General features: G+C 64.7%; 23 protein-coding genes. 12 read left to right on the top strand and 11 right to left on the bottom strand.

Going from position 1 to position 24,199, the window contains the following annotated elements; all coding sequences use genetic code 11:
• Positions 1 to 34: 34 nt before the first annotated feature.
• From J1902_RS04400 to J1902_RS04380, 5 genes are all read right to left on the bottom strand, one after another.
• A complete protein-coding gene (locus J1902_RS04400) occupies positions 35 to 2,824 on the bottom strand; it encodes a hypothetical protein (RefSeq protein ID WP_207615034.1) in 2,790 nt (929 codons plus the stop codon).
• A 70-nt stretch (positions 2,825 to 2,894) separates the two neighbouring features.
• Positions 2,895 to 4,532 carry an NAD(P)H-hydrate dehydratase gene (locus tag J1902_RS04395; protein WP_207615033.1) on the bottom strand — a complete coding sequence of 546 codons (1,638 nt, stop codon included), beginning with the start codon at positions 4,530 to 4,532 and terminating at the stop codon, positions 2,895 to 2,897.
• Between the two features lie 12 nt (positions 4,533 to 4,544).
• Positions 4,545 to 4,892 (bottom strand): holo-ACP synthase, encoded by a 348-nt coding sequence (locus J1902_RS04390; RefSeq protein WP_207615032.1) that lies wholly within the window; start codon positions 4,890 to 4,892, stop codon positions 4,545 to 4,547.
• Between the two features lie 4 nt (positions 4,893 to 4,896).
• Positions 4,897 to 6,783 (bottom strand): glutamine--fructose-6-phosphate transaminase (isomerizing), encoded by a 1,887-nt coding sequence (gene glmS, locus J1902_RS04385; RefSeq protein WP_207615031.1) that lies wholly within the window; start codon positions 6,781 to 6,783, stop codon positions 4,897 to 4,899.
• A gap of 52 nt (positions 6,784 to 6,835) precedes the next feature.
• Positions 6,836 to 8,326, bottom strand: coding sequence for a right-handed parallel beta-helix repeat-containing protein (locus J1902_RS04380; RefSeq protein ID WP_207615030.1), 1,491 nt, complete (start codon positions 8,324 to 8,326; stop codon positions 6,836 to 6,838).
• Between the two features lie 178 nt (positions 8,327 to 8,504).
• On the opposite strand from J1902_RS04380, the gene coaA reads away from it, so the two are divergent.
• Entirely contained in the window at positions 8,505 to 9,476 is a 972-nt protein-coding gene (gene coaA / locus J1902_RS04375) for a type I pantothenate kinase (protein WP_207615029.1), read from the top strand.
• Between the two features lie 6 nt (positions 9,477 to 9,482).
• On the top strand, positions 9,483 to 10,367 hold the full coding sequence (locus tag J1902_RS04370; RefSeq protein ID WP_372434354.1) for a M15 family metallopeptidase: 885 nt from the start codon (positions 9,483 to 9,485) through the stop codon (positions 10,365 to 10,367).
• An 81-nt stretch (positions 10,368 to 10,448) separates the two neighbouring features.
• Here the strand turns inward: J1902_RS04370 and glmM are convergent, their stop codons facing one another.
• The 3 genes from glmM to rplM all read right to left on the bottom strand — a co-directional run bounded on the left by glmM (position 10,449) and on the right by rplM (position 12,936).
• Positions 10,449 to 11,807, bottom strand: coding sequence for a phosphoglucosamine mutase (glmM, locus tag J1902_RS04365; protein ID WP_207615027.1), 1,359 nt, complete (start codon positions 11,805 to 11,807; stop codon positions 10,449 to 10,451).
• Between the two features lie 141 nt (positions 11,808 to 11,948).
• On the bottom strand, positions 11,949 to 12,455 hold the full coding sequence (rpsI, locus tag J1902_RS04360; RefSeq protein ID WP_207615026.1) for a 30S ribosomal protein S9: 507 nt from the start codon (positions 12,453 to 12,455) through the stop codon (positions 11,949 to 11,951).
• Positions 12,456 to 12,492: 37 nt separating this feature from the next.
• Positions 12,493 to 12,936 (bottom strand): 50S ribosomal protein L13, encoded by a 444-nt coding sequence (gene rplM, locus J1902_RS04355; protein ID WP_133202334.1) that lies wholly within the window; start codon positions 12,934 to 12,936, stop codon positions 12,493 to 12,495.
• Between the two features lie 348 nt (positions 12,937 to 13,284).
• Here rplM and J1902_RS04350 point away from each other — a divergent pair, with 348 nt between their 5' ends.
• The 10 genes from J1902_RS04350 (at position 13,285) to J1902_RS04305 (ending at position 21,392) form a co-directional block, all read left to right on the top strand.
• Positions 13,285 to 13,884: a prepilin peptidase gene (locus tag J1902_RS04350; protein ID WP_207615147.1), complete on the top strand. Its 600-nt coding sequence runs from the start codon at positions 13,285 to 13,287 to the stop codon at positions 13,882 to 13,884.
• A gap of 273 nt (positions 13,885 to 14,157) precedes the next feature.
• The gene (locus J1902_RS04345) at positions 14,158 to 14,358 is read left to right on the top strand and encodes a Flp family type IVb pilin (protein ID WP_207615025.1); all 201 of its coding nucleotides are present in this window, start codon (positions 14,158 to 14,160) and stop codon (positions 14,356 to 14,358) included.
• Between the two features lie 139 nt (positions 14,359 to 14,497).
• Positions 14,498 to 14,881 carry a TadE/TadG family type IV pilus assembly protein gene (locus J1902_RS04340; RefSeq protein WP_207615024.1) on the top strand — a complete coding sequence of 128 codons (384 nt, stop codon included), beginning with the start codon at positions 14,498 to 14,500 and terminating at the stop codon, positions 14,879 to 14,881.
• Positions 14,869 to 15,867: a pilus assembly protein TadG-related protein gene (locus J1902_RS04335; RefSeq protein ID WP_278253590.1), complete on the top strand. Its 999-nt coding sequence runs from the start codon at positions 14,869 to 14,871 to the stop codon at positions 15,865 to 15,867. The genes J1902_RS04340 and J1902_RS04335 overlap by 13 nt, the downstream gene beginning before the upstream one ends.
• A 21-nt stretch (positions 15,868 to 15,888) precedes the next feature.
• Positions 15,889 to 16,656: a Flp pilus assembly protein CpaB gene (gene cpaB, locus J1902_RS04330; protein WP_307794364.1), complete on the top strand. Its 768-nt coding sequence runs from the start codon at positions 15,889 to 15,891 to the stop codon at positions 16,654 to 16,656.
• Complete coding sequence (locus J1902_RS04325; protein WP_207615022.1) at positions 16,653 to 17,858, top strand: CpaE/TadZ family protein; 1,206 nt, start codon at positions 16,653 to 16,655, stop codon at positions 17,856 to 17,858. Before cpaB ends, J1902_RS04325 begins: the two co-directional genes overlap by 4 nt.
• Positions 17,855 to 19,333 carry a TadA family conjugal transfer-associated ATPase gene (locus J1902_RS04320; protein WP_372434353.1) on the top strand — a complete coding sequence of 493 codons (1,479 nt, stop codon included), beginning with the start codon at positions 17,855 to 17,857 and terminating at the stop codon, positions 19,331 to 19,333. Before J1902_RS04325 ends, J1902_RS04320 begins: the two co-directional genes overlap by 4 nt.
• Positions 19,330 to 20,280 (top strand): type II secretion system F family protein, encoded by a 951-nt coding sequence (locus J1902_RS04315; RefSeq protein WP_207615021.1) that lies wholly within the window; start codon positions 19,330 to 19,332, stop codon positions 20,278 to 20,280. Before J1902_RS04320 ends, J1902_RS04315 begins: the two co-directional genes overlap by 4 nt.
• A 12-nt stretch (positions 20,281 to 20,292) precedes the next feature.
• Complete coding sequence (locus tag J1902_RS04310) at positions 20,293 to 21,168, top strand: type II secretion system F family protein (RefSeq protein ID WP_207615020.1); 876 nt, start codon at positions 20,293 to 20,295, stop codon at positions 21,166 to 21,168.
• Between the two features lie 32 nt (positions 21,169 to 21,200).
• On the top strand, positions 21,201 to 21,392 hold the full coding sequence (locus J1902_RS04305) for a Flp family type IVb pilin (protein ID WP_207615019.1): 192 nt from the start codon (positions 21,201 to 21,203) through the stop codon (positions 21,390 to 21,392).
• A gap of 129 nt (positions 21,393 to 21,521) precedes the next feature.
• Here J1902_RS04305 and J1902_RS04300 read toward each other — a convergent pair whose 3' ends face one another.
• From J1902_RS04300 to J1902_RS04290, 3 genes are all read right to left on the bottom strand, one after another.
• A complete protein-coding gene (locus tag J1902_RS04300) occupies positions 21,522 to 22,412 on the bottom strand; it encodes a tRNA pseudouridine synthase A (RefSeq protein WP_207615018.1) in 891 nt (296 codons plus the stop codon).
• 32 nt (positions 22,413 to 22,444) lie between these two features.
• Positions 22,445 to 22,996: a 50S ribosomal protein L17 gene (gene rplQ / locus J1902_RS04295; protein WP_207615017.1), complete on the bottom strand. Its 552-nt coding sequence runs from the start codon at positions 22,994 to 22,996 to the stop codon at positions 22,445 to 22,447.
• A 66-nt stretch (positions 22,997 to 23,062) separates the two neighbouring features.
• Positions 23,063 to 24,073 (bottom strand): DNA-directed RNA polymerase subunit alpha, encoded by a 1,011-nt coding sequence (locus tag J1902_RS04290; RefSeq protein ID WP_207615016.1) that lies wholly within the window; start codon positions 24,071 to 24,073, stop codon positions 23,063 to 23,065.
• Positions 24,074 to 24,199 lie beyond the last annotated feature (126 nt).

Genomic DNA, 24,199 nt, shown 5'->3' with positions numbered 1-24,199 from the left:
GCCAGCCGCCTACCAGCCGCCCTGCCTGGAATCGCTAGGCCAGCAACTCTTTCCTGGCCTGCTCATATTCGTCGGTGTCGATGTAGTTGCCGTGCGTCGCCACCTGCTCCTGGGAGGTAAATCGTTCCTTCTCATCGACGTAGCGGTCCAGGTCCTCGCAGCGGTAGGAATGGACCGGGAAGCCCAGGTAGTCGGTGCGGCGCCAGAGGTTGATCCAGGACGGCCGCCTTGGTGCCTGCCCGGTGTCATCGTCCCAATGGGAATCCAGGAGTGCCCTCAACGTGTATTTTTGTGCGCCACGAAGTTCCGTTTCATCGCCGGCTGCTTGGAGGTGCCAGGGGTCCGGCCACCAGAGGTTCGCGCCGAACGTTGGCGGAGTGCCCAGGATCGCGGGCCCCAGCAGTTCAGGAAACAGGCGCCCAAAGTAGGGCCGCAGCTGCATGCCATAGCTGAGGAGTTTGATCCTGGAAAGCGTCTGCGCCGATGTCCCGCCGGCCTTCAAATGCAGGAGGGTGGCGACCACCAGCACCGTGCCGAGGCTGTGCGACGACAAGAGGACGGTCCTCTTCGGCCGGAACCATCCCACCGGGGATTCGATCCAGGCCCTGATGCGCCTGGACAGTTCGGGAACCACGCGATCGGCGTAGCAGGGCGGGCCGAAGGGGTGTGCCGCCCGCGGCAGGAAGCACATCGCATCCCACAGCAGGCTCAAAGGACGTTCCTTGCTGGAGATCGCACCGCGGACGATGGCCCCGGCAAACAGGACGCCGGTCAAGGACAGTCCCCACGCGGCCGCCGTCGCGTCGAACATTCCACTGAATCCATAGAGCCCTTGCAACAGGGTTCCGGGAGGAGGAGGCGGCAACCTGGACAGATCCACTCCCGCCTGCGTCGCCGGCCCGTACAAGACGTTCAGCGTGATCGTCGCACTGCTCACCACCAGCCCGGCCCAGACGACGATCGCCAGGAATCCCACAGCAGGCTCGCCACGTTGCGCCAGTGCCGACCAGCGGCGCTTCCGCACAATGTCCACGTCCAATTCGCTGAAATGGCTACAGACCCGGTCGTCCGGAAGCGGGTGCTCAGGTATTCCGCGAGGAAGGGGGCCGATCACCCTGAGCCGTGTCAGCTGGGACAGCTGATACAACACCATGCCAAGCATCGCCATGCCTGTCAGGTACCACAGGGTGCCACCGAAGATCAGGTAGACAGGCGGTGTCTCGATCGTCTCCGGCGGCGGGAGCGCCGCGCCGGCAGCCTCGGTATCACCGCGCCACATTTTTCCTTCCGGGGAATCTCCGCGGGTTGAGGTAGGCGCCTTGAGGAACTCGCTGACTCCGTGGACCAGGACGCTTCCCAGGAAGGCAACCACGAATACCGCAAAAAGCATGAAGATGGCCGGTGCGTGCCCGGACCAGGCTTCGTTGCGGGAGTCGGGTTGCTTGCGCCTGCGAAAGGCCCACGCCGCGGCCGCGGCGCCCGTCAATACGGCAAACACCAGGAGGGGCCAGTCACCGGCGCCACCTGCCGCCCAGGTGAACAAGGCCCCGGCGGATACGAGGACCACCAGCAGGGCGGCCCACTGCGGAATCTTCAGGCGCATGACCACGCCCGTGACGGCCAGGACGGTCAGCATCACCAGCAGGAGCAGCGCGGCCACCGTTGTTCCGGCAAAGCCATCCTGCCGGTCCAGGTGGTTGACACTGAGCAAGACGAGCGTCGCCGCGAAGTTCACCACGGCAAACCCAAGCACCCAGTTGGTCGCGGTGCGACGGTCGGGATTGTCGCTCCTGGTGGTCACTTCGTCCGACCAAACGAGCAGGAGGACCATCACTGCACCAAGGAGCACTGCCCCTGCCACGAGCGGCCAGAATCCCCACTGCCGCTGCCCCCACGCGATGGCCAGCAATGTCCAGCCACATCGGGGGTCAAGGGGAGCCCTGAATTGGCTGCAGGCCTCGTCCCTGCCAGCCGCCACCACATCGGATGACATCAGGATGACTATCAGCGAAATGGCGCCTGCCACATGGAGGAGGCCGGTCAGCGAGGACACATGCGGCCGGCGCCAGAAGCCCGGCGTCGCCAGGATCGGGCGCAGCTTCGCTCCCTCGGCGACCGGGGCGGGGGCCTGATCCGGCTCCTGCTGGTCACCATTGGGCCGGTACTTCACCCGGGCGGCGCTGGAGACGGCGAAGAGGACCACGATCCCGGCGAGCGGCGCCAGCGAGAAGAGTGCGATCCGCTGCCCGCGGTTTAGCGTGGCCAGGCCGTCAACAAATTGCGGCAACTGGCTGCACACGAGATTGGTGTCATCCCCCGGCGCATCCGGGAAGCACTGGACGGCCAGCAGGTCAAGGAATACCGTGCAGAAGGCCGTGACGTAGAAGAGCGTCAATGCCAGGGCAAACAACCGTACTGTGCCCGCTCCGTCGCCGGCCTTAAGCTCATTGCCTGTGGCCGGGCTGGTCCGTTGAAGCCGGCGCGACCAGTAGGCGGCGTTGCTCAGTCCAAAGGGCACCACCAGGAACCAGGCAGATCTGACCAGGATGTCCGCCACTTTGCCGAGGACGCCCGAGGTGGGCGAGTTCCGGGCCATTTTGCCCCAGCTGTAGGCCTCAATGTAAGGCCCGGACGCCGGTTGCTTCTTGAGCGACCAATAGCCGCCAAGCCCGTCCTTGGGGCATTGCTCCATGTCATCTTCTTCGCAGCCGAGCAGTACCTGGGGCGGGCTGTTGCGGACGCCATGGACCCGGAGCTCGAGTACCGGCGATTTCGGCTTGTTGGGGCCTTTTTCTCCAAACGATTTGTAGGCGGCACCGCTCACGATTTCCCCCAAAGCTGCAACGGGTATGACCTCCGGTTGAGCAGATGGTACGCCTGCGGTCAGCGGCGGTCTACAGCCTGTCGGCCACGATCTGCGCCCACACCCCGGACACTGCATCGGCAATCCCCAGCGCCGTCACCGGCCCTCCCCCGGCGCCCGCGTCGAAACGCGCCCGGGAAACGCCCGACGCCGCCGATCCGGCCAGCCCGTGCAGGCTCACCGCCACGGCGCCCAAGGCAGCCCAGCGGTCCTCCGGCGCGACGCCCAGCGCCGCGAACGCGCCGTCGTCGTCCATCCCCGGCCCGGCGCACTGCGCCAGGAGCGCGCCGAGGATCCCGGCCAGCACGTCGCCGCTGCCGGCGGTCGCCATCCACGGGCAGCCTTCGGACTGGCTGAACACAGCGCCCGACGGCGACGCCACCAGTGTGGTGGCGCCCTTCAGCAGGACTGTGGCGCCGGTGTGTTCGGCGGCCAGCCGCACGAAGTGTAGAGGCCGGGATTCGACGTCCTCCCGGGTGACCGGCATTTCACTGCGGCCGAGAAGGGCCGAGAGCTCTCCGGCGTGCGGGGTCAGGATCCAGTGGGGCGGGCAGCGGTCCGGGAGCAGCTCCAGGGCGCCGGCGTCGACGACGGCGGGCTGGCCGCCGTCCAGCGCGGCGGCGAGCGCGTCACGGGCATTCTCGAGCTGGCCAGCACCATCGAGCCCCGGTCCCACCAGCCAGGCCTGCACGCGCCCGGGCCAGGCACCCCCGGAGCCGTTGGCCCCCTCGGCGCCCGCACCCTCCCAGAGCGCCTCCGGGGTCCGCGCCAGGACCTGCCGTGCCACGGCCGCGGGCCCCAGGTACCTGACCATCCCGGCCCCGGAGACAACCGCGGCGTGGACACTGAGGACCGCGGCCCCAGCGTACTTTTCGGAGCCGGCCACCACGCCCAGGACGCCGCGCGAATACTTGTGGGCGCGCCGTCCCGGCGAGGGCAGCAGCGCCGCGAGGTCCGCCGTCGAGAAGCGCCTCAGCACGGGGGCGGGCAACAGGGATTCGATCCCGATCGGCACCAGCTGCACCCGTCCGGCGCAGCCCTCGCCGGGGTCCGCCAGCAGCCCGGCCTTGATGCCTCCGAACGTTACGGTGAGTTGGGCATCCAGTACGGGCCAGTGAACCTCGCCGGTGTCGGCATCCACGCCGCTGGGAACATCGCAGGCTACCACCAGCCGCGGGCGCAGTTCCTGCAGGGCCGCCACCAGTTCCGCCGCGGCGCCGCGCAGTCCGCCGCGGGCTCCGGTCCCCAGCACGGCATCGATCACTACATCGTCCCCGGCGCACAGCACCGCGAGTTCCTCGGCGTTGCCGGCGTTGCTGCCGGCGTTGCTGCCTGAGTCCAGGATCAGCACCCGGCCTCCGGCCGCAGTAAAGGCGGCCAGAGCCTCAGTGTGCGCGGACCCGGCGGTGAGGACCGCCGTCGTGCGCATCCCGCGGCGGGCCAGGAACGAGGCGGCAAACAGGCCGTCCCCGCCGTTGTTGCCCTTGCCGGCGAGCACCGTGACGCCGGAGCCGGCGAAGCGCTGCCCGCGGGCGCGCAGCTCGCTGACGATGGCGGCCGCCAGGCCGTGCGCGGCCCGTTGCATGAGAACAGCGCCTCCATCTGAACGGGGGTCAAGGAGCGGTTGTTCCGCTGCCCTGACGTCTGTTCCGGTGAAGGCGCTGATCATGGTGTTCGGCTGTCAGCCTTCGGCGATGACCGTGGCCGTGGCGATGCCGCCGTCATGGCTCATGGAGACGTGCCAGCGCTTGACGCCCTTGCCGTCGGCCACGGCCAGCACGGTGCCCTTGACCTGGATGGTGGGACCGTGCTGGTCCAGCCCGATCCAGCAGTCCTGCCAGTTCATGCCCGCGGGGGCTCCGAGGACCTTGGCCACGGCCTCCTTCGCGGCAAAGCGCGCGGCGAGCGAGCGCGTGTTCAGCTCGCGCTCGGCGGGCACGAACAAGCGGTCGCGGAGGCCCGGGGTGCGTTCCAGCTGCCGCCCGAACCGCTCGATGTCTACAACGTCTACGCCAATGCCAAGAATCATGCGGCTATTCTACGGTCACGCTCTTGGCGAGGTTGCGCGGCTGGTCCACGTCGTAGCCCTTTGCCCCGGCCAGCTCGGCTGCGAAGATCTGCAGCGGAACGGTGGTGAGCAGCGGCATCAGCAGCGTGGGCGTCTCCGGCACGTAGAAGACATGCTCGGAGTAATCGCGCACGGACTCGTCGCCTTCCTCGGCAATGACCAGCGTCCGGGCGCCGCGGGCGCGGACTTCCTGGATGTTGCTGACCACCTTGGAGTGCAGGGAGTCGCGGCCGCGCGGGGACGGGACCACCACGAAGACCGGCTGGCCCTCGTCGATGAGCGCGATGGGGCCATGCTTGAGCTCGCCGGCGGCGAAGCCTTCGGCGTGGAGGTACGCGATTTCCTTGAGCTTCAGGGCGCCTTCGAGGGCCACCGGGTAGCCGACGTGGCGGCCCAGGAACAGCACGGACTTCTCGTCCTTCATGCTGCGGGCGAGCTCGCGCAAGGGGCCTGCGTTGTCCAGGATCTTCTGGATCTTGGCCGGGATCTTGGACAGGTCCGCCAGGACGTCCTTGATCTGGCCGGTGAAGATATTGCCGCGCAACTGGGCCAGGTACAGGCCGAGCAGGTAGGCTGCGGTGATCTGCGCCAGGAAGGCCTTGGTGGAGGCGACGGCGATTTCCGGGCCGGCGTGCGTGTACAGCACGGCGTCGGACTCGCGCGGAATGGTGGAGCCGTTGGTGTTGCAGATGGAGATCGTCTTGGCGCCCTGTTCGCGGGCGTAGCGGACGGCCATCAGTGTGTCCATGGTTTCGCCGGACTGGCTGATGGAGACCACCAGGGTGTTGGCGTCAACGATCGGGTCGCGGTAGCGGAACTCGTGGGCCAGTTCCACCTCGGTGGGGATGCGGCACCAGTTCTCGATCGCGTACTTGGCCACGAGCCCTGCGTAGGCGGCGGTACCGCAGGCCAGGACGATGATCTTGTCGACCTGCTTGAGCAGTTCGGGGTCGATGCGCAGTTCGTCCAAGGTGAGCTTGCCGTTGAGGTCCGAGCGGCCCAGCAGGGTCTGTGCCACGGCGTCGGGCTGGTCGTGGATTTCCTTCTCCATGAAAGAGGAGAAGCCGCCCTTTTCCGCGGAGGCCGGGTCCCAGTCGACGTGGTATTCCTTGCCCGCGGCGGGGTTGCCGAAGAAGTCGGTGATCTCCACAGTGTCGGCGGTGATGGTGACGATCTGGTCCTGGCCCAGCTCCACGGCGCGGCGCGTGTAGTCGATGAAGCCGGAGACGTCGGAGCCGAGGAAGTTCTCGCCGTCGCCCAGGCCCACCACCAGCGGGGAGTTGCGGCGGGCAGCAACTACGACGCCGGGCTGGTCGGCGTGCACGGCGAGCAGCGTGAAGGCGCCTTCGAGGCGCTGGCAGGCGAGCTGCATGGCCTTCTGGAGCTTGCCCGAGTCGCCGTTGAGCTGGTTGCGGAAGATGTCGCCGAGCAGGGCCGCGGCCACTTCGGTGTCGGTCTCCGACTCGAAGGCCACGCCCTTGGCCAGCAGTTCCTGCTTGAGTTCGGCGAAGTTTTCAATGATGCCGTTGTGGATCATAGCGAGGCGCCCGCCGTCGGCGAGGTGCGGGTGCGCGTTGCGGTCGGTGGGTCCGCCGTGGGTTGCCCAGCGGGTGTGGCCGATGCCAGTCAGGGATTCGGGCAGCGGGCTCGCTTCGAGCTCGGCGAGGAGGTTGCTCAGCTTTCCGGACTTCTTCCGGGACGCAATGGTGCCGTCCGCAAGAACGGCTACACCAGCGGAGTCATACCCGCGGTACTCCAGCCTCCGCAGTCCTTCAAGGACGACGTCAAGGGCGGTGTGCCCGGCGCCAGCCGCGCGGGACGAATTACCTACATAACCTACGATTCCACACATGGGTACCAGCCTAGCGGCTGCCTCAAACAGCGGACATGGGACATCGGATCAATTAGTGCTTGCGGGCCACGTTCCCGGCCACCCTCCGAGACATACGCAGGCACACCACAATGAGTGCGCCCAGGCCGAGCAGGAGCACCGCCCACACGAGCATGATGTCCTGTCGGTATCCGGTTGCGGCCAGGTCGTCCGTCACAGTGGAAACGCTCTGCGGGCCGACAACCGGGGATGCGGGACCCTCGTCATGCGCTGCTCCAGCGGGCGGTGTTGTCTGCTCGGGAGTCTGGGTGCCCGCGGATGGAGTGCTGGTCTCTCCGGAAGATTCACCCGTGCTTCCGGGAGGTACGGGAGCCGCAATCACGGCATTCGTCACCACAATGCCCCGGGCCGCAGGTATGAACCGGCCATCAGCGCCGTAAATGGTGGCGGTGTGTTCACCGTTCGGCACGCCTGCAGGAATGTCGAAGACAAGTCGGGAGCGGAAGTCGGCCTGCACCCAACCCACCGTCACTGGCTCCGAGTGGAGGATGACGTAGAACCACGCCCCGTATGCGAGGCCAAAGCCTGTCTGGTATGTGACTGTCTGCTTCTCTCCCGGGTCTGCCTGGGTTACAGACACTTGGTGAGGGGCCGCGAACGGGCCGTTCTGCGCATGGGCGGCGTCAGTGGCCGGATCGATGACCGGCGGCGAAGCCGGCGGCACAACGGGGAATCCGACAATACTTACCGAACCCGGGATGAAGTCCGACGCCTGAACGGGCCGGCTTGAGTTTCCGTCCGTGACGTAGGAATTGTATTGAATGGTGGCCTGCGTCCGGCCTGCATTCACGACATATTGGCCAGGCCGCCACAAGCCCAGGCGCCCCAAGGACAACGGCGAGCCGCCGGGGCCACTGATTCCGTGCAGATCTCCCGGCGAGCCGAGGCTTAGGCCAACGCTTCCCCTCGCGGTATTGTTCTGCAGAAATTCGATGCCCGCGATCTGCGCATCGCCGGCCAAAGTTCCGGCGCGGAAGGAGTAACCGGCGTCTATTCCGTCCCCGAAGGTTTCACTGAAGCGGATCCCTGCCGACGGGCTGTCCAGGGGCCCGCCTTTCGCCTCCACGAGGAACCCGACCTTGGCACCGGAGGTGGACGTTCTTTCCAGCAAGACGTCCTGCGACCCGCTGATGCTCACCCCCGAAGAAGCAGTTCCCGCACCTGAAAAGAAGAGGCCTCGAATCGTCACACCGGAGGTGCCCCGGATGCTGATTACCGGGCCCGTTGACCCCGGCGTGGGCTTGATCGTGTTGAGGCCGCCCTCGAGCGTCAACGGCTTGGTGATTGACAGCGAGCCCACGTATTCGCTGCCGTATACCTTGATGGTGCCGCCCGGCGCTATCGCATCGATGGCCGCCTGGATTGACTGGCCTGCACCCAGCTCGATCAGCTCCGGCGCTGTTTCCGCCTGCGCGGCCGGCACGCCACCGAATACCGCGGCTACTGCCAGAACCATCGGCGCGGCGAGGGCAGTCCACCGCCGCGCGGCCGCGCGTTTCGCCACTGACAATGTGCTCCGTCCACACAAAGAAACCAAGACTCCCCCTAAAAAGCACAGCGCGCCCCGCAGCATTCCCTTCATGCGGCGGGCAGATCCGAGTGGATTCCCCTAGACCCTAGAGAACTATAAGGGACGGGCCGTCGTCGTACATTTCCTGATCGGGCCGGCGGGAGGCAGAATCTTGAGGGTGACTCTGCAACGCAACGAAGCGACTGGCGACAGTACTTCCCCCTTTGTCGAACTGGACCGGCAGACCTGGTCCCGTCTCGCAGCACAGATGGAGCAGCCTCTCAACGAAGAGGACGTCTTCCGTCTCCGCGGCCTCGGCGACCCCCTGGACCTCAAGGAAATCCGGGAGGTCTACCTCCCGCTGTCCCGCCTTCTGCACCTCTATGTGGAGGCTTCGCACCAGCTCCACGCAGCCACCACCACCTTTCTGGGCGAGCAGACGCAGCGCACACCGTTCGTCATCGGCGTCGCCGGGTCCGTGGCCGTCGGCAAGTCCACCATCGCCCGCGTGCTTCGCGAAATGCTGCGGCGCTGGCCCGGCACCCCCAACGTTGAGCTCATCACCACGGACGGTTTCCTCTACCCCCTGGCGGAGCTCAAGCGCCGCCACCTCCTGGAGCGCAAGGGCTTCCCGGAGTCCTATGACCGCCGCGCCCTCCTGCGCTTCGTCGCTTCCGTCAAGGGCGGCGCCGAGGAAGTCCGCGCCCCCTGGTACTCGCACATCACGTACGACATCGTGCCGGACAAGGAAGTGGTGGTCCGCCGCCCCGACGTGCTGATCGTGGAGGGCCTCAACGTCCTTGCTCCGGCCACACCCCGGCACGACGGCAGGCAGGGACTCGCCGTCAGCGACTTCTTCGACTTCTCCATCTACGTGGACGCCAAGACCTCCTACATCGAGGAGTGGTATGTGGAGCGGTTCCGCAAGCTCCAGAGCACTGCGTTTGCCCAGCCGGAGTCCTACTTCCACCGTTTTGCCGCGCTGTCCGACGACGAGGCCGAGCAGACGGCCCGCGGCATCTGGAAGCGCATCAACGAGCCGAACCTCGAGGACAACGTCCTCCCCACCCGCGGCCGCGCCCAGCTGGTGCTGACCAAGGATGCGGACCACTCGATCCGCCGCATGCTGCTGAGGAAGGTCTAGCCGCGCGTGTGCCGTGACTGCAGGCCCAGCAGAAGGGCATTCGCCACGTTGCTGGCTGCCGGTGCGGGCATGACCGCTTTGGCCGCTTGCGCACCGGAGGGTCCGTTGCCCTCGCCAGCGGCGGCGGCCCCCGCCACAGGGTCGCCAGCTCCGACGTCGGTATCCACGCCGACCATCGCGGCCACCACCCCGACGCCGGATCCCGGGTCCGCGACCCCCTCCCCCGCCAGTGCGGAAGGCAGCCCGGCGGCACCGCCGCCAGCACCGCCGTCGGGCGCCCTTCCCGCGCGGCACTCCCTGGGCGATCCCGCCAGCCCGTGGGTGGTGGTCAACAAGCACCGCCCGCTGAACCCGCAACGGTTTGCGCCGGCGGACCTGGTCCGGCCAGGCGTCCGGCTGGCCGTCGGCGGCGAAGCGGCGCTGCTCAACAGCACGACGGCGGCTGCCGCGGAGAAGCTGTTCGCCGCGGCAGCCTCGGAGGGTGTCACCATGGCGCTGGCCTCCGGATACCGTTCCTTCTCCACGCAGACGGCCACCTACAACGGCTACGTCGGCAGCATGGGCCAGGCGTCGGCGGACACAGCCTCCGCGCGGCCCGGCTTTTCCGAACACCAGACCGGCTGGTCCTTCGACATTTCCGACGGCGGCGGGGCCTGCAGCTTCCAGCCGTGCTTTGCCGGGCAGCCGGCAGCCGTCTGGGCCGCGGGCAATGCCCACAAATACGGCTTCGTGGTGCGCTACCCCCTCCAGTTCCACGAAATCACCGGTTACTACTACGAGCCATGGCACCTGCGCTACATCGGAGTGGACGCCGCCACGGACATGCACAAGCGCGGGATCTCGACGCTGGAGGAGTACTTCGGGCTGGAAGCGGCCCCGGACTACCTATAACGGTTGCAACCGAACCCAAATGGCTGTGGCCCGCCTCCCCAAGGGGAAACGGGCCACAGCCATTTAAGTGCGGTCCTCAGACTAGGCAGCAACTTCACTGCCGAGGCGCTTCTTCACGACGGCGGCCAGGCTGGTGCAGATGCGTTCCGCCGTCGCCATGTCCGCGGCTTCCACCATCACGCGCACCAGGGCCTCCGTGCCCGAGGGGCGAAGCAGCACGCGGCCGGTGTCGCCCAGCTCGAGCTCGGCGGCGGCCACCGCCGCCGCTACGCCCTCGTCCGTGGCGGCGCGGGCCTTGTCCACGCCCTTGACGTTGATCATGAGCTGCGGGAGCTTGGTCATCGCTGTGGCCAGGTCCTGCAGGGTGCGGCCGGTCTTGGCCACCTGCGCGGCAATCTGGAGGCCCGTCAGGACGCCGTCGCCGGTGGTGGCGTAGTCGGAGAAGATAACGTGGCCGGACTGTTCGCCGCCGAGGTTGAAGCCGCCGGCGCGCATTTCCTCGAGCACGTAGCGGTCCCCCACAGCCGTTTCGCGGATGCTGATGCCGGCGTTCCGCAGGGCGATCTTGAGGCCGAGGTTGCTCATGACGGTGGCAACCAGGACGTTGTCCTTGAGTTTGCCGGCGTCTTTGAGGGCCAGGGCGAGGATCGCCATGATCTGGTCGCCGTCCACCTCGTTGCCTTCGTGGTCAACTGCTAGGCAGCGGTCGGCGTCGCCGTCGTGGGCGATGCCAAGGTCGGCGCCGTGGGCAACAACGGCTTCCTTGAGCGGGCCAAGGTGCGTGGAGCCGACGCCGTCGTTGATGTTCAGGCCGTCCGGTTCGGCGCCGATCACCACAACCTCAGCGCCGGCGTCCTTGAAGACCTGCGGGGAGCAGCCGCTGGCGGCACCATGGGCGCAGTCCAGCACCACTTTGATGCCTTCCAGGCGGTGCGGAAGGGTACCGAGCAGGTGTACGATGTACCGGTCCTCTGCATCGGAGAAGCGCTGGATGCGGCCGACGTCGCCGCCAATCGGACGCTCCGGCTCCTTGCCGAGCTGGGCCTCGATGGCGTCCTCGACGTGGTCAGGCAGCTTCTGTCCGCCGCGGGCGAAGAACTTGATCCCGTTGTCCGGCGCAGGATTGTGGGAGGCGGAGAGCATGACGCCGAAGTCAGCGTCGAGATCTGCCACCAGGTAGGCCGCGGCCGGGGTGGGCAGGACGCCGGCGTCGTAGACGTCGATCCCGGAGCTTGAAAGGCCGGCTTCCACGGCTGCGGCCAGGAACTCACCGCTGGCGCGGGGGTCCCGGGCGACGACGGCGCGGGGCCGCTTTCCGTCGGGCGTGCGGTCATGGCCGAGTACGACGGCGGCGGCCTGGGCGAGCTGCAAAGCCAGCTCAGCGGTGAGCAATCCGTTCGCGAGACCGCGCACGCCATCTGTTCCAAATAATCTAGACATCGGCTCAAGTCTAGACGACGGGCGGTGCGGGTCCGGTTCACGCGTGCCCGCGAGACGCCCCAAGCCGCCATGCGAATCCGCCCGGATACGGCGAAAGCCCGCCCCGCCGAAACGGCGGAACGGGCTTTCGCGCAAGCGGATTTAGCGCTTGGAGTACTGCTGAGCCTTGCGTGCCTTCTTGAGACCAGCCTTCTTACGCTCGATGACGCGGGCGTCACGGGTCAGGTAGCCGGCCTTCTTCAGGGTGGCGCGGTTGTTCTCGACGTCGATCTCGTTCAGCGAGCGAGCAACACCGAGGCGCAGTGCACCGGCCTGGCCGGAGGGGCCACCACCGTGGATGCGTGCGATGACGTCGTAGGCGCCTTCGAGATCAAGGATCTTGAAGGGCTCGTTGACGTCCTGCTGGTGCAGCTTGTTCGGGAAGTAGTTCGACAGCTCGCGGCCGTTGATGGTCCACTTGCCGGAGCCCGGCACAACGCGAACGCGTGCAACGGCTTCCTTGCGGCGGCCAACAGCTGCGCCGGCAACGGTCAGTGCCGGGCGTTCCTTCTTCGGCGCGGCCTCGGCGGCCGTGCTTTCAGAGGTGTAGCTGGTGAGGGTTTCCTCGGCCTCGACGGCTTCGGCGGTCAGTTCTTCGTTCTGAGCCACGATTCTCCTTGTATAAAAAGTTGTTTGGTGGCCAGGACTACTGGGCGACCTGGGTGATTTCGAAAGTCTTGGGCTGCTGTGCAGCGTGGGGGTGCTCAGCGCCGCGGTAGACCTTGAGCTTGCTGAGCTGCTGTGCAGCCAGGGAGTTCTTGGGGAGCATGCCCTTGATGGCCTTCTCAACAGCGCGAACCGGGTTGGATTCCAGCAGTTCGGCGTAGTTGACGGAGGTCAGACCGCCCGGGTAACCGGAGTGGCGGTATGCGCGCTTCTGCTCCAGCTTGGCGCCGGTCAGGGCAACCTTCTCAGCGTTGATGATGATGACGAAGTCGCCCATGTCCATGTGGGACGCATAGGTCGGCTTGTGCTTTCCGCGCAGCAGTGTTGCGGTCTGGCTGGCAAGACGACCAAGGACAACGTCGGTGGCGTCAATGACGTGCCACTGGCGGTTGATATCGCCGGGCTTCGGGGTGTACGTACGCACGGTTTTGCCTCGTTCTTGTTCTGGCGTTCATGTTTTAGGAGGCACGCAATAAGACGTGCACCTACTATGTATGCGCTACCGGAGCAGAGGTGAGGACTCCATGTACCAGTCATCCCAGAATCTCGAAAATGCCGCCTGAGTTAGTGATCCTGCAACTGGATCCCCAAGCGGGCATGTGTCATCGAGATAGGACACGCACAACGACTATAAACGATACCGCCAACGGGCCTCTGGGGCAAAATGGGTTACCGGCTGCCAGCCGGGCTGCAAGGATGCCGTACCTGAGGAGACTCCGTGACCCTTGACCTCGCACTGCCGTACCTGGTTGTACTTGTGGGCCTTCTCGGGATGCTGCTGAGCCCCTTGACCGAGTTCCTGGTTGCCAGGATCCTTCCGCGGCTGGGCGGGCTCCCGCCTGCCGGCATCAGGATTACGACGGCGGTAATCACCGCTTTGCTGTTTGCCTTGCTTGCGCTGCGCTTTGGACTGGGCCCCGAATTGCCGGCGTTTCTATTCCTTGCATTATTTGCGGTCCAGCTTTCCCGAATTGATTTCATCCACCATCTCCTGCCGAATCCCCTGGTTTTGGCGTTACTTGCGGCCGGTTTCGTGCTCCTCGGGGCAGCTGCCGCCATAGCGCCGGACTGGCCTGGGCTGCTGCGCGCGGCCGCCGGCGGGGCAATTTTGTTCGTGGCCTACCTGATTCTCGGGTTAATTTCTCCGCGAAGCCTCGGAATGGGCGATGTGAAGCTCGCGGCTCCACTCGGAATGTACTTGGGGTACTTGGGTTGGGGACAGGTGTTATACGGGGGGCTGCTGGGGTTCGTGGTGGGCGGCGTGCTCACGGTACTGATGTTGCGCCTGAGATCAGCGGAGAAGCCCGCCGAAACGGCCCACGGACCGGCAATGTTCGCCGCAGCCCTGGGCGTGTTGTTGGCCTTTCCCTGAGCCTCGCACGGGGTTCTGACGCGCCCATTACACAGAGCCGGAATGCCCAGCATGCTGTCCTTTCCAAGTAGTAAGTCGCGCCAAAACTGAGTACCCGCAGCCCTGCGAACGGGCATCCAAGTACTCCCCTGGCACAAAAAGACGAGTACTTCTACGTGTTGCTTATGGTTCCTGGAAACAGCAATTGTTGTCCTATCGAAATCCGAACCGCTAAACGAAATATGGGGCACTCGGAATTCGACGACAAATTCACATTTCTGGGAAGGGTTTGCAATGTCATCTCTTATGGTCTCTGTCATTTCGTTCATCGCCGGCGTCAAGGACCGGCTCTCCTCCGAAAAAGGGGCGACGGCAACTGAATACTCGCTGCTGGTCGGCCTGATTGCCCTCATCATCGTGGGAGGCGTCGGCCTCTTCGGCAAAAACCTGAATACATTCTTCAACGATCTGGGCACCACCGTCGGCACCTGGTAGGACTTCTGAACCAGTGCTTCTGCACCAAGATCTGTGCCGCGTCCGCACCTACGCGGACGCGGCACAGTCGTTTCTTGAACCACGTCTTTCTGACATCGCATTCACTCCTTGAAGCTGCTCAACCCACTGGGGGGATATCATGACCCGCAGCAAAGCCAGGCCCAAGGGAGAACGCGGAGCCGTCGCAGTGGAATTTGCGCTAGTCGCGCCGATTCTTTTGCTCATCATTGTGGCGATCGTGGAATTCTCCTTCTTTTACAACCTTCAGATTTCCGTCACGCAGGCCGCCCGCGAGGCCGCCCGGACCATGGCCGTCACGAATGATAGTGGCAAAGCACAAGCTGCTGGGGTGGCAGGTGCACCGAGTATCAGCCTCTCCCCGGGAAACGTGGGCCTTTCGGGCTCGTGCAGCCCGGGAGCCACGGTAGAAGCAACCGTGACGTTCAACGCGCCGTCGCTCACTGGATTTTTCACTCCGTCGCTCACGGTTACCGGGCAGGGGGCCATGCGATGCGGTGGCTGAAGCGCAAAATCAAGAACCGGGACGGCGAGCGCGGTGCCGCCGGCGTCATGGTAGCTGTCATGATGCTGGTGCTTATCGGCGCCGGCGCCATGGCCGTGGACGTCGGCCAGATCTACGCCGAACGCGCCGAACTCCAAAACGGTGCCGATGCCGGTGCCTTGGCCGCCGCCCAGCTCTGCGCATCCGACAGCGGCTGCACCCAGGCCGGCGCCGACGGCGTGGCGAAGGGCCTGGCCGACCAGAACGCCAAGGACGGCCTCTCGAATGTCCGCTCCGTGGACCTCAGCGTCGCAGGTCAGGTCACGGTAAGCACCTCCACCATCGATGGAACAACCCATGCCGGGTTCCTCAGCAAGATGTTTGCCAGTGCCCTCAGCGCACCGGCTGTATCCGTGGGAGCCAAGGCCACCGCAAAATGGGGCGGGCCGCTCCTCGGCCCGGCATCGCTGCCGATAATCTTCGCGCCGTGTCAGATCGATCGGAACACTGGTAGACAGTACCTCTACATCAAGGATGATCCGCGAGCAGGAACCTGCAAAGGCGATGCCTCCACCGGCCATGTCACAGATCTTCCGGGCGGTTTCCAATTTGCGGACCCCAACCCGAGCGGTGACTGCGCCGCCAAAGTACTTCCAGGTCCGCCCGGCGCTGGCTACATCGAGAGCAAGACGGGCGTCAGCGTACCGAAGCCGTGCAAGGGCAAAACCTTGGATGACTATCTGGGCAAGGTCGTCCTGTTGCCGGTGTATAGCGGAGTTGCTGGAAACGGAAGCGACGGCAAATACATCATCGAGGGTTTCGTTGCCTTCCTCCTTGAAGGCTTTCGCTTCAATGGAGGTATCGAGGGAGGCGCCACCATTCCAGGTGGCTCGAGTTCCCGCGGCATTGCCGGTGTGTTTGTGGATTGGGTCGCGGATCCGTCGCTCTATTCGGGCGGCGGCTACATCGAGGGCGGCGTCACCATGCCGCCGGAGCTAATCAAATAAGAAAATCTGGAGGGATCAAAAGTGAAAACACGCCTACTGGGAGGCATCGCTGCGCTTGTCGTGGCCATCGTTGGAACAGTGATGCTGGTGTTCTACGTCCAGGGCGCCGACAAGCGCGCGCTGGCCAACACTGAGACCGAAGAGGTCTACGTCATTCAGAAGGAGATCCCCGCCGGCACCACAGCCGCGAAGTTCGGGGAATCCGTCATCAAGAAGGCCGTTCCCAAGTCCGCAATTGCAGCAGACAGCGTCAGCAGCCTCGGGGATCTGGGCTCCAAGGTCTCGTCCATCGAATTCGTGCCTGGTGAGCAGTTGCTCGCCTCGCGAATGATTGAGCCGAACGCCCTCGTCGGACCGGGCCGGGTGGAAGTACCCACCGGCCTTCAAGAAGTCACTCTCAAGCTCCCCATCGAACGCGTGGTCGGAGGGAAGGTGACCGCAGGGGACACAGTCGGAGTCATGTTGTCCTTCAAGGCCGACGAGAAATCCAATGCTCCAGATCAGACCCAGCTGACGTTCCACAAGGTCCTCGTGACAGCAGTCCAGGATGCCAGCGGCGCGATCACTGAGAATGACAGCTCCGCATCTAAAGAGGGCAGCGGGGCACTGAACGCCAACAAAAATTCAAACCAGGGTGGAGGCTACCTCGTAACCCTCGCGCGGTCCGCCGTCGACGTCGAAAAGATCGTTTACGCGGCCGAATTCGGCACCGTCTACCTGTCCAAGGAGCCATCGGACGCAACGGAAGGAACTTCCGGGGTCATGGACAGAGGAGGGGTATTCAAATGAGCCGCTTCGTTCTCATCACGCCGGACCACGACTTTGAACGCCGGGTCCGCTCTGCAACAGCAGGTATGAGCGGAAGCCTTCAATGGTTCCAAGCTGACTACTTGCCGGAAGGTCCCCGGGATATCCTGGACCAGCTCCTAGGGGAACCACCCGAAGTAATGATCCTTGGACCGGGCTTGGAGATCAATGATTCCCTCAAGCACGCCTCCCTGTTGGATCTTCAGTTCCCGGAAATCAGTGTGGTGCTTGCCGTCGAACAGTCCCCGGAACTCGTCCTGGCGGCCATGCGGTCCGGCGTGCGGGACATCCTCTCCCCTGCCGCGGACCCGGATTCCATCCGGGTCATGGTTGAGCGGGCAAGCCTGGCAGCTGCAGGCCGGCGTCGGGGCCTCGCTCCCAGCGCTGCCGAGGCATCACCCCAGTCCTCAGGCGGTCGAGTTATCGCTGTCATGTCGCCCAAAGGAGGCGTCGGCAAGACGACTGTGGCGACCAACCTGGCAGTGGGGCTCGGCGGCCTGGCACCGATGGGCGTGGTGATCGTTGACCTGGACTTGCAATTCGGTGACGTGGCCAGTGGGCTCCTCTTGGATCCGGAACGCACCATCACCGATGCCGTGCTCGGTCCAGCCAGCCAGGACTCCATGGTCCTCAAGACCTACTTGAGCGTCCACCCGGCAAGCATTTATGCCCTCTGTGCCCCCCGCAACCCGGTGGAGATGGACCGTATCAATGCTGAGCACGTCACCCGTCTGCTGGAGCAACTCCGTCAGGAGTTCCAGTATGTGGTTATCGACACTGCGCCTGGACTCGGCGAACATGTTCTGGCCGCACTGGAAAATGCCACTGACGCAGTCTGGGTTTGCGGCATGGACATTCCCAGCATCCGGGGTCTGCGGACGGGCCTGCACATCCTCGACGAACTGCAGTTGCTCCCGGAACACAGGCACGTGGTCCTGAACATGGCCGATCCCAAGAGCGGCTTGGCTCTTGCGGACGTGGAAGCGACTATCGGCGTTCCGGTGGACGTGGCCATCCCCCGTTCACGGACTCTTCCCTTTTCAACCAACAAGGGCGTCCCATTGCTGCAGGACGGTGCGCGGGACCCCGCCACCAAAGGCCTGCGCCTGCTGGTGAACAGGTTCAAACCCAACTGGGAAGCGCGATCACACAAGCAGTTGCACAGAAGGGCGGTTGTCCGGTGAACCTCTCACGCAGACTCGAAAGCCTTCGCTATGACGGCAATACCGGTGGGGCTCCGAATGAAGCAGCCATTCCGGACGCCGGCACTGGGACAACAGGCACTCTGAGCCAGATCCAGGAGGCCAAGGCAGCCGAGGCCTCGAACACGGCCTCCCATCCGGATGACGGTTCGCCGTCGACAATTCATGCCAGTGAAGCGCTCCGCGACCTTAAGGAGCGAGCCAGCAAGACCCTCTTTGAACGTCTGGGCTCCAGACTCTCCGATTCCTCCATGGACGAGGCCGAACTGCACCAGTTCGTCCGGGACGAGCTGAAAGTTGTTGTCGACGAAGAGCAGGTTCCCCTGACCTCTGCGGAGCGGCAGCGTCTTATGGCAGAGATCATCGACGACGTTCTGGGCCATGGTGCCATTCAGCGGTTCCTGGACGATCCGGAAATCACTGAAGTCATGGTCAACCGTTACGACAGCATCTATGTAGAGCGGTTCGGGCGGCTGCACAAGACGGAGGCCAAGTTCTCCTCGGACGAGGCCCTGCGGCGGATCATAGAACGCATTGTTTCCAGAGTTGGACGGCGGATCGACGAGTCATCACCGCTGGTGGATGCGCGGCTGCCTGACGGCTCCCGCGTGAATGCCATTATTCCGCCGCTGGCCGTCAACGGGCCTTCGCTGACCATCCGAAAATTCGGCCGCGAGGCCTTGACGGTCAACAATCTCATCGAGTTTGGCAGCCTGTCTCCGGAGATGGCGGAACTGCTCAGGGCCTGCGTCCTGGCGCGGATGAATATCATCGTCTCCGGCGGTACCGGTACCGGCAAGACCACCCTGTTGAATGTGTTGTCCTCCTTCATTCCTGTCGAGGACAGGATCGTCACCATTGAGGATGCCGTGGAACTGCAGCTCCAGCAGGAGCACGTGGTGCGCCTCGAAAGCAGGCCGGCCAACATCGAGGGCCGCGGTGAAGTCAGCATCCGGGATCTCGTGCGGAACTCGCTGCGCATGCGCCCGGACCGCATCGTGGTTGGCGAAGTCCGCGGTGGCGAATCCTTGGACATGCTCCAGGCCATGAACACAGGCCATGACGGCTCCATCTCCACGGTCCACGCGAACTCGCCGCGAGACGCCGTCGCCCGGCTGGAGACCCTGGTCCTGATGGCCGGCATGGACCTGCCCCTCCGGGCAATCCGGGAGCAAGTGGCTTCCGCCGTGAATCTGATCGTGCACATCACCCGGTTGCGGGATGGGACACGCAGGGTCACCCACATCACGGAAGTCCAAGGCATGGAAGGCGACATTGTGACCCTCCAGGACGCCTTCGTGTTCGACTATTCAGCCGGTGTTGATGCCAACGGCCGCTTCCTCGGCAAGCCCATCCCCACCGGTGTCCGTCCGCGTTTCACCGACCGCTTCGTGGAGCTGGGCATTCCCATCTCCCCGGCTGTCTTCGGGGCGCACATGGCGGGGGGCGTTCGGTGAACGCCCCCGGAACCCCGGTGATTCTGCTCGCCGTCGGGCTGGGCCTGGTGTATGTCTCCCTACTCTTGGTGGTCTTGGTGGTGCTCAAGTCAAGGACGCTCGACGTCGACAGGCGCCGTCCCGATGCACCAGTCCACACGTCCGCCCTGACTCGGCTGACGGACGGTGCCCGCTATGCCATCCAGGCGCGGATGCAGCCGCGCTCTGGGGGCTTTCTTTCGCAGGCAAGGCTGGATGCCGCCGGTTTGAAGAGGCAGCCAGCCGACTACGTCTTGTTGGCCGGCATCGTGGTTACGTTCGCCGGCGTCACCGGCTTCATTCTGGGCGGCCTTGTTTTCGCCATCCTGATGGCCCTGATCGCCGTCCTGGTCCTTGCCGCACTCCTCAAGGTGCTGACGTCGCGGCGGGCGGCGAAATTCGATGAGCAGGTACCGGATACTCTCCAGATGCTGACCGGAGGGATGCGGGCTGGCCACAGCCTCTTGCGGGCGGTGGACGCTGCTGCCCAGGAGAGCGAAGCCCCGATGGCCGAAGAAATGGGCAGGATCGTCAACGAAACACGTATCGGGCGGGATCTCGGCGAGTCCCTGAACGATGTTGCCATCAGGACCCAGAGCGAAGACTTCAGCTGGATTGCCCAGGCAATCGAAATCCACCGGGAAGTCGGGGGCGACTTGGCCGAAGTGCTGGACCACGTTGGCGAGACCATCCGCGACCGCAACCAGATCCGGCGCCAGGTCAAGGCACTGAGCGCAGAAGGGCGGATGTCTGCGCTGGTGCTGCTGGCGCTGCCTGTGGTGATGTTCATCGCGCTGCAGTTCATGAACCCGGTCTACGCCCAAACTTTCACCTCAACCGTGCCCGGCTACGTCATGATCGCCGTTGCAGTGGTGATGCTCAGCCTGGGAGCCTTCTGGCTCAGCCGGCTGATCAAGCCAAAGTACTAGGGAGGATCCACCATGCAATTCATCGCATATGCGGCCATGTTGGCCATTGTGGCCCCTATTTCTTGGATGGTCTGGCTAGCGTTCACCGGGGACAGGGTCGGCCTGCGCAATATCCGGACCAATCTGGGTGTACGCGCGGCAACTGCACGTCAGTCCCTCGACACACGGCAGCGTTTGACAGCCCTGTCACGTCAACTGGTGCCAGGCAGCTACGTGGCTTGGCTCGACAAACAGCTTGCCGGCGCCGGCCGGCCAAAGGACTGGCCGCTCGGCAGGGTGCTGATGGTCAAACCGCTGCTGGCACTCGGCGGCGCCACGCTCGGGCTGCTGCTGTTCCTTGGGGAGCGCTCGGCCGGGCGGTTCCTGCTCGGTGTCGCCGTCATGGCCCTGGCCTATTTCGTCCCGGATCTGCTGATCCGTTCCAATGCTCAAAAGCGGCGGGAAACCATTCGGACGGAACTGCCCAATTCGCTCGACCAAATGCTGATCTCTGTCCAGGCCGGCCTGGGCTTCGAAGCCGCCATGGCACGTACGGCGGAGAACGGCAAAGGCCCCTTGGCCGATGAGTTCATCCGGACGTTGCAGGACATCCAGGTGGGCCGCAGCCGCAAGGACGCCTATCTGGCTCTTTCCGAGCGCGTGGATGTTCCGGACGTCAGGAGCTTCATCCGAGCCGTTGTCCAGGCTGATGCCTACGGTATTGCGATCGCCAAGGTCCTCAAGGCCCAGGCACAGGAAATGCGGACCAAACGGCGGCAGCGGGCTGAGGAACACGCCATGAAGATCCCGGTCAAGATCCTTTTCCCGCTGATCTTCTGCATCTTCCCGACGCTTTTCATCATCCTCTTGGGCCCCGCGGTCATGAAAATCATCGAGGCCTTCTCCTAATGCCAATTCAACGAGTGAAAGGCGAGCAAATCATGAAACGCAAACTCAGTCAGATGATCTCCCTGTTGGCAAGCGAGCGGGGGGCCACGGCCACGGAGTATTCAATACTGGCGGGCTTCATCGCCATGATCATCGTCGCCGGAGTAGGTGTCTTCGGGCTCGCCCTGGACGGGTACTTCGGCGAGCTGGCGAATGGCGTGAAAGCGGCTCTGGGACTGCCGTAACAGCGGCTGCATAACAGGCGCCCATGAGGCGCCACCAGACCGGCCAGCCGCGGCACCCAGAACCGCCGCTGGCCAACCAGGCCCTCTCCCGGTACCCAGAACCGGGAGGGGGCCATTCAATTATGTTTGCTATTCCCGTCGAGCCCTGGTGAGCTCGGCCCGCGTCAATAGCTCGGCGTCCGAGGGGTAGGCCACTTCCTCAAGCACCAGCGGGTGCGGGGCAGCCAGTACGGACTTGGCGTCGCGGGTCCTGGCCAGCAGGCGCTCGTGCAGCCATTGCGGCGCCTCGAGCCCCTCCCCCACGCGCAGCGCGGAGCCCACCAGGGACCGCACCATGTTGTGGCAGAAGGCGTCCGCCTGCACCGTGGCGGTGATGACGCCGTCGCTCCCCCGGGCGAATTCGAAACGCTGCAGCTCACGGATGGTGGTGGCACCTTCGCGCGGCTTGCAGTAGGAACGGAAGTCCTGCAGCCCCAGCAGCTGCGCGGCACCCTCATTGAGGAGCCCGACGTCGAGATGCTGCTTGTGCCAGAGCGTGAGCCCGCGCAGGAGCGGATCCCAGCCGGCGGGACCGTCCGCGATGCGGTAACTGTAACGGCGCCACAAGGCAGAGAACCGGGCGTCGAAACCCTCCGGCGCCAGGCCGGCGTCGTGCACTTCCACGGCCCCCGTCAGGTCACCCAGCCCTCGGCTGAGGGCGCCCCGGAGGCGCCGCAGGAGCGCGACGGCGGGATCGAGTTCGTGCCCGCGCGGCAGTCCCAGCCACTCGGCCTCGCTCACGTCCAGGTGGACCACCTGGCCGCGGGCGTGGACGCCGGCGTCGGTGCGGCCCGCGACCGTCACGCGGACGGGCCGCTGCAGGATCAAGGCCAGGGCTTCCTCCAGGGAGCCCTGCACGGTCCGCAGCCCGGGCTGCACGGCCCAGCCGTTGAACGGGCCGCCGTCGTAGGAAAGATCAAGCCGGACACGCAAAAACCCGCCGCCCCCCAAGACGGGGGCAGCGGGTTTTTGTTCTTTCATAGACTTAAGTCTACTGTGAAGAATTCAGTGAATTACTTCTTGTCCTCAGCGGCCGGAGCCTCTTCAGCTTCAGCGACTTCGGTCTCAGCAGCTTCAGCTTCAGCTTCAACAGCCTCGGTCTCGACGGCTTCGGCCTCAACGACCTCTTCCTCGACAACCTCGGCAGCCGGAGCAGCCTTGGCAGCAGCCTGGGTAGCCTCGGCTACGACGGCCTGCTTGGCGGAAACCGGCTCGAGAACCAGTTCGATGACAGCCATGGGAGCGTTGTCGCCCTTGCGGTTGCCGATCTTGGTGATGCGGGTGTAGCCACCATCGCGGTTGGCAACTGCGCCGGCGATGTCGGTGAACAGCTCGTGGACGACGCCCTTGTTGCTGATCAGGCCGAGAACGCGGCGGCGGGAAGCGAGGTCGCCACGCTTGGCGAAGGTGACCAGGCGCTCTGCGTACGGCTTCAGGCGCTTGGCCTTGGTGACCGTGGTGGTGATGCGCTTGTGCTCAAACAGAGCAGCTGCCAGGTTCGCGAGCATCAGACGCTCGTGAGCCGGACCGCCTCCGAGGCGCGGACCCTTAGTGGGGGTAGGCATAATTGTTTCTCCTGTTGTGTAGGCCGTGCCGATCCAAACATGGAACCGGCGGCCAAGATCTGCTTGTTAGAGCTCGTCGTCGCTGAACGCGGCGTCGTCCTCTTCGATGGCTGCGGCGCGGGCTGCCAGGTCGAAACCGGGAGGGGAGTCCTTGAGGGACAGACCCAGTTCAACCAGCTTTGCCTTGACCTCATCGATGGACTTCGCACCGAAGTTACGGATGTCCATCAGGTCAGCCTCGGAGCGGGCAACGAGTTCACCCACGGTGTGGATGCCCTCACGCTTGAGGCAGTTGTAGGAACGGACGGTGAGGTCCAGGTCCTCGATCGGCAGTGCCATGTCCGCTGCCAGGGCAGCGTCCGTCGGCGACGGGCCAATCTCGATACCTTCAGCTGCGGTGTTCAGCTCACGAGCCAGACCGAACAGTTCCACCAAGGTGGTGCCTGCGGAAGCAACGGCGTCGCGCGGGGCGATTGCCTGCTTGGTCTCGACGTCGACAATCAGCTTGTCGAAGTCGGTGCGCTGCTCAACACGGGTAGCTTCCACGCGGAAAGTTACCTTCATGACCGGCGAGTAGATCGAGTCGACCGGAATACGGCCGATCTCGGAGTCGCCGGACTTGTTCTGAGCTGCCGAAACGTAGCCACGGCCGCGCTCGATGGTCAGTTCGAGTTCGAACTTGCCCTTCGAGTTCAGGGTGGCGATGTGCAGATCCGGGTTGTGGAATTCGACGCCGGCCGGCGGAGCGATGTCCGCAGCGGTGACGATTCCGGGGCCCTGCTTGCGCAGGTACGCAACAACCGGCTCGTCGTGCTCGGAGGACACGGAGAGGTTCTTGATGTTAAGGATGATCTCGGTGACATCTTCCTTGACACCCGGAACCGTGGTGAACTCGTGCAGCACGCCATCGATCCGGATGCTGGTTACAGCGGCACCGGGGATGGAGGAGAGCAGGGTACGGCGGAGGGAGTTTCCGAGGGTGTAGCCGAAGCCCGGCTCCAGCGGTTCGATGACGAAGCGGGAGCGGTTCTCGGATACAACTTCTTCAGACAGGGTGGGGCGCTGTGCAATGAGCACTTAGGTTTCCTTTCGGCGAGCATCCGCTATATGACGCAACACAGGTGGTGGAAATCGGCTTCGGTTTCCAGCCTGGCCAGCCGGACCATGCTGCGGGACAGTCAGACTGTCCCGCAGCAGGCCCGG

It is taken from the genome of Arthrobacter cavernae (assembly GCF_017368795.1).
Lineage (GTDB): Bacteria > Actinomycetota > Actinomycetes > Actinomycetales > Micrococcaceae > Arthrobacter > Arthrobacter cavernae.
The sequence above is the reverse complement of the archived record's forward strand: the minus strand, read 5'-3'. Positions and strand labels throughout refer to the sequence as shown.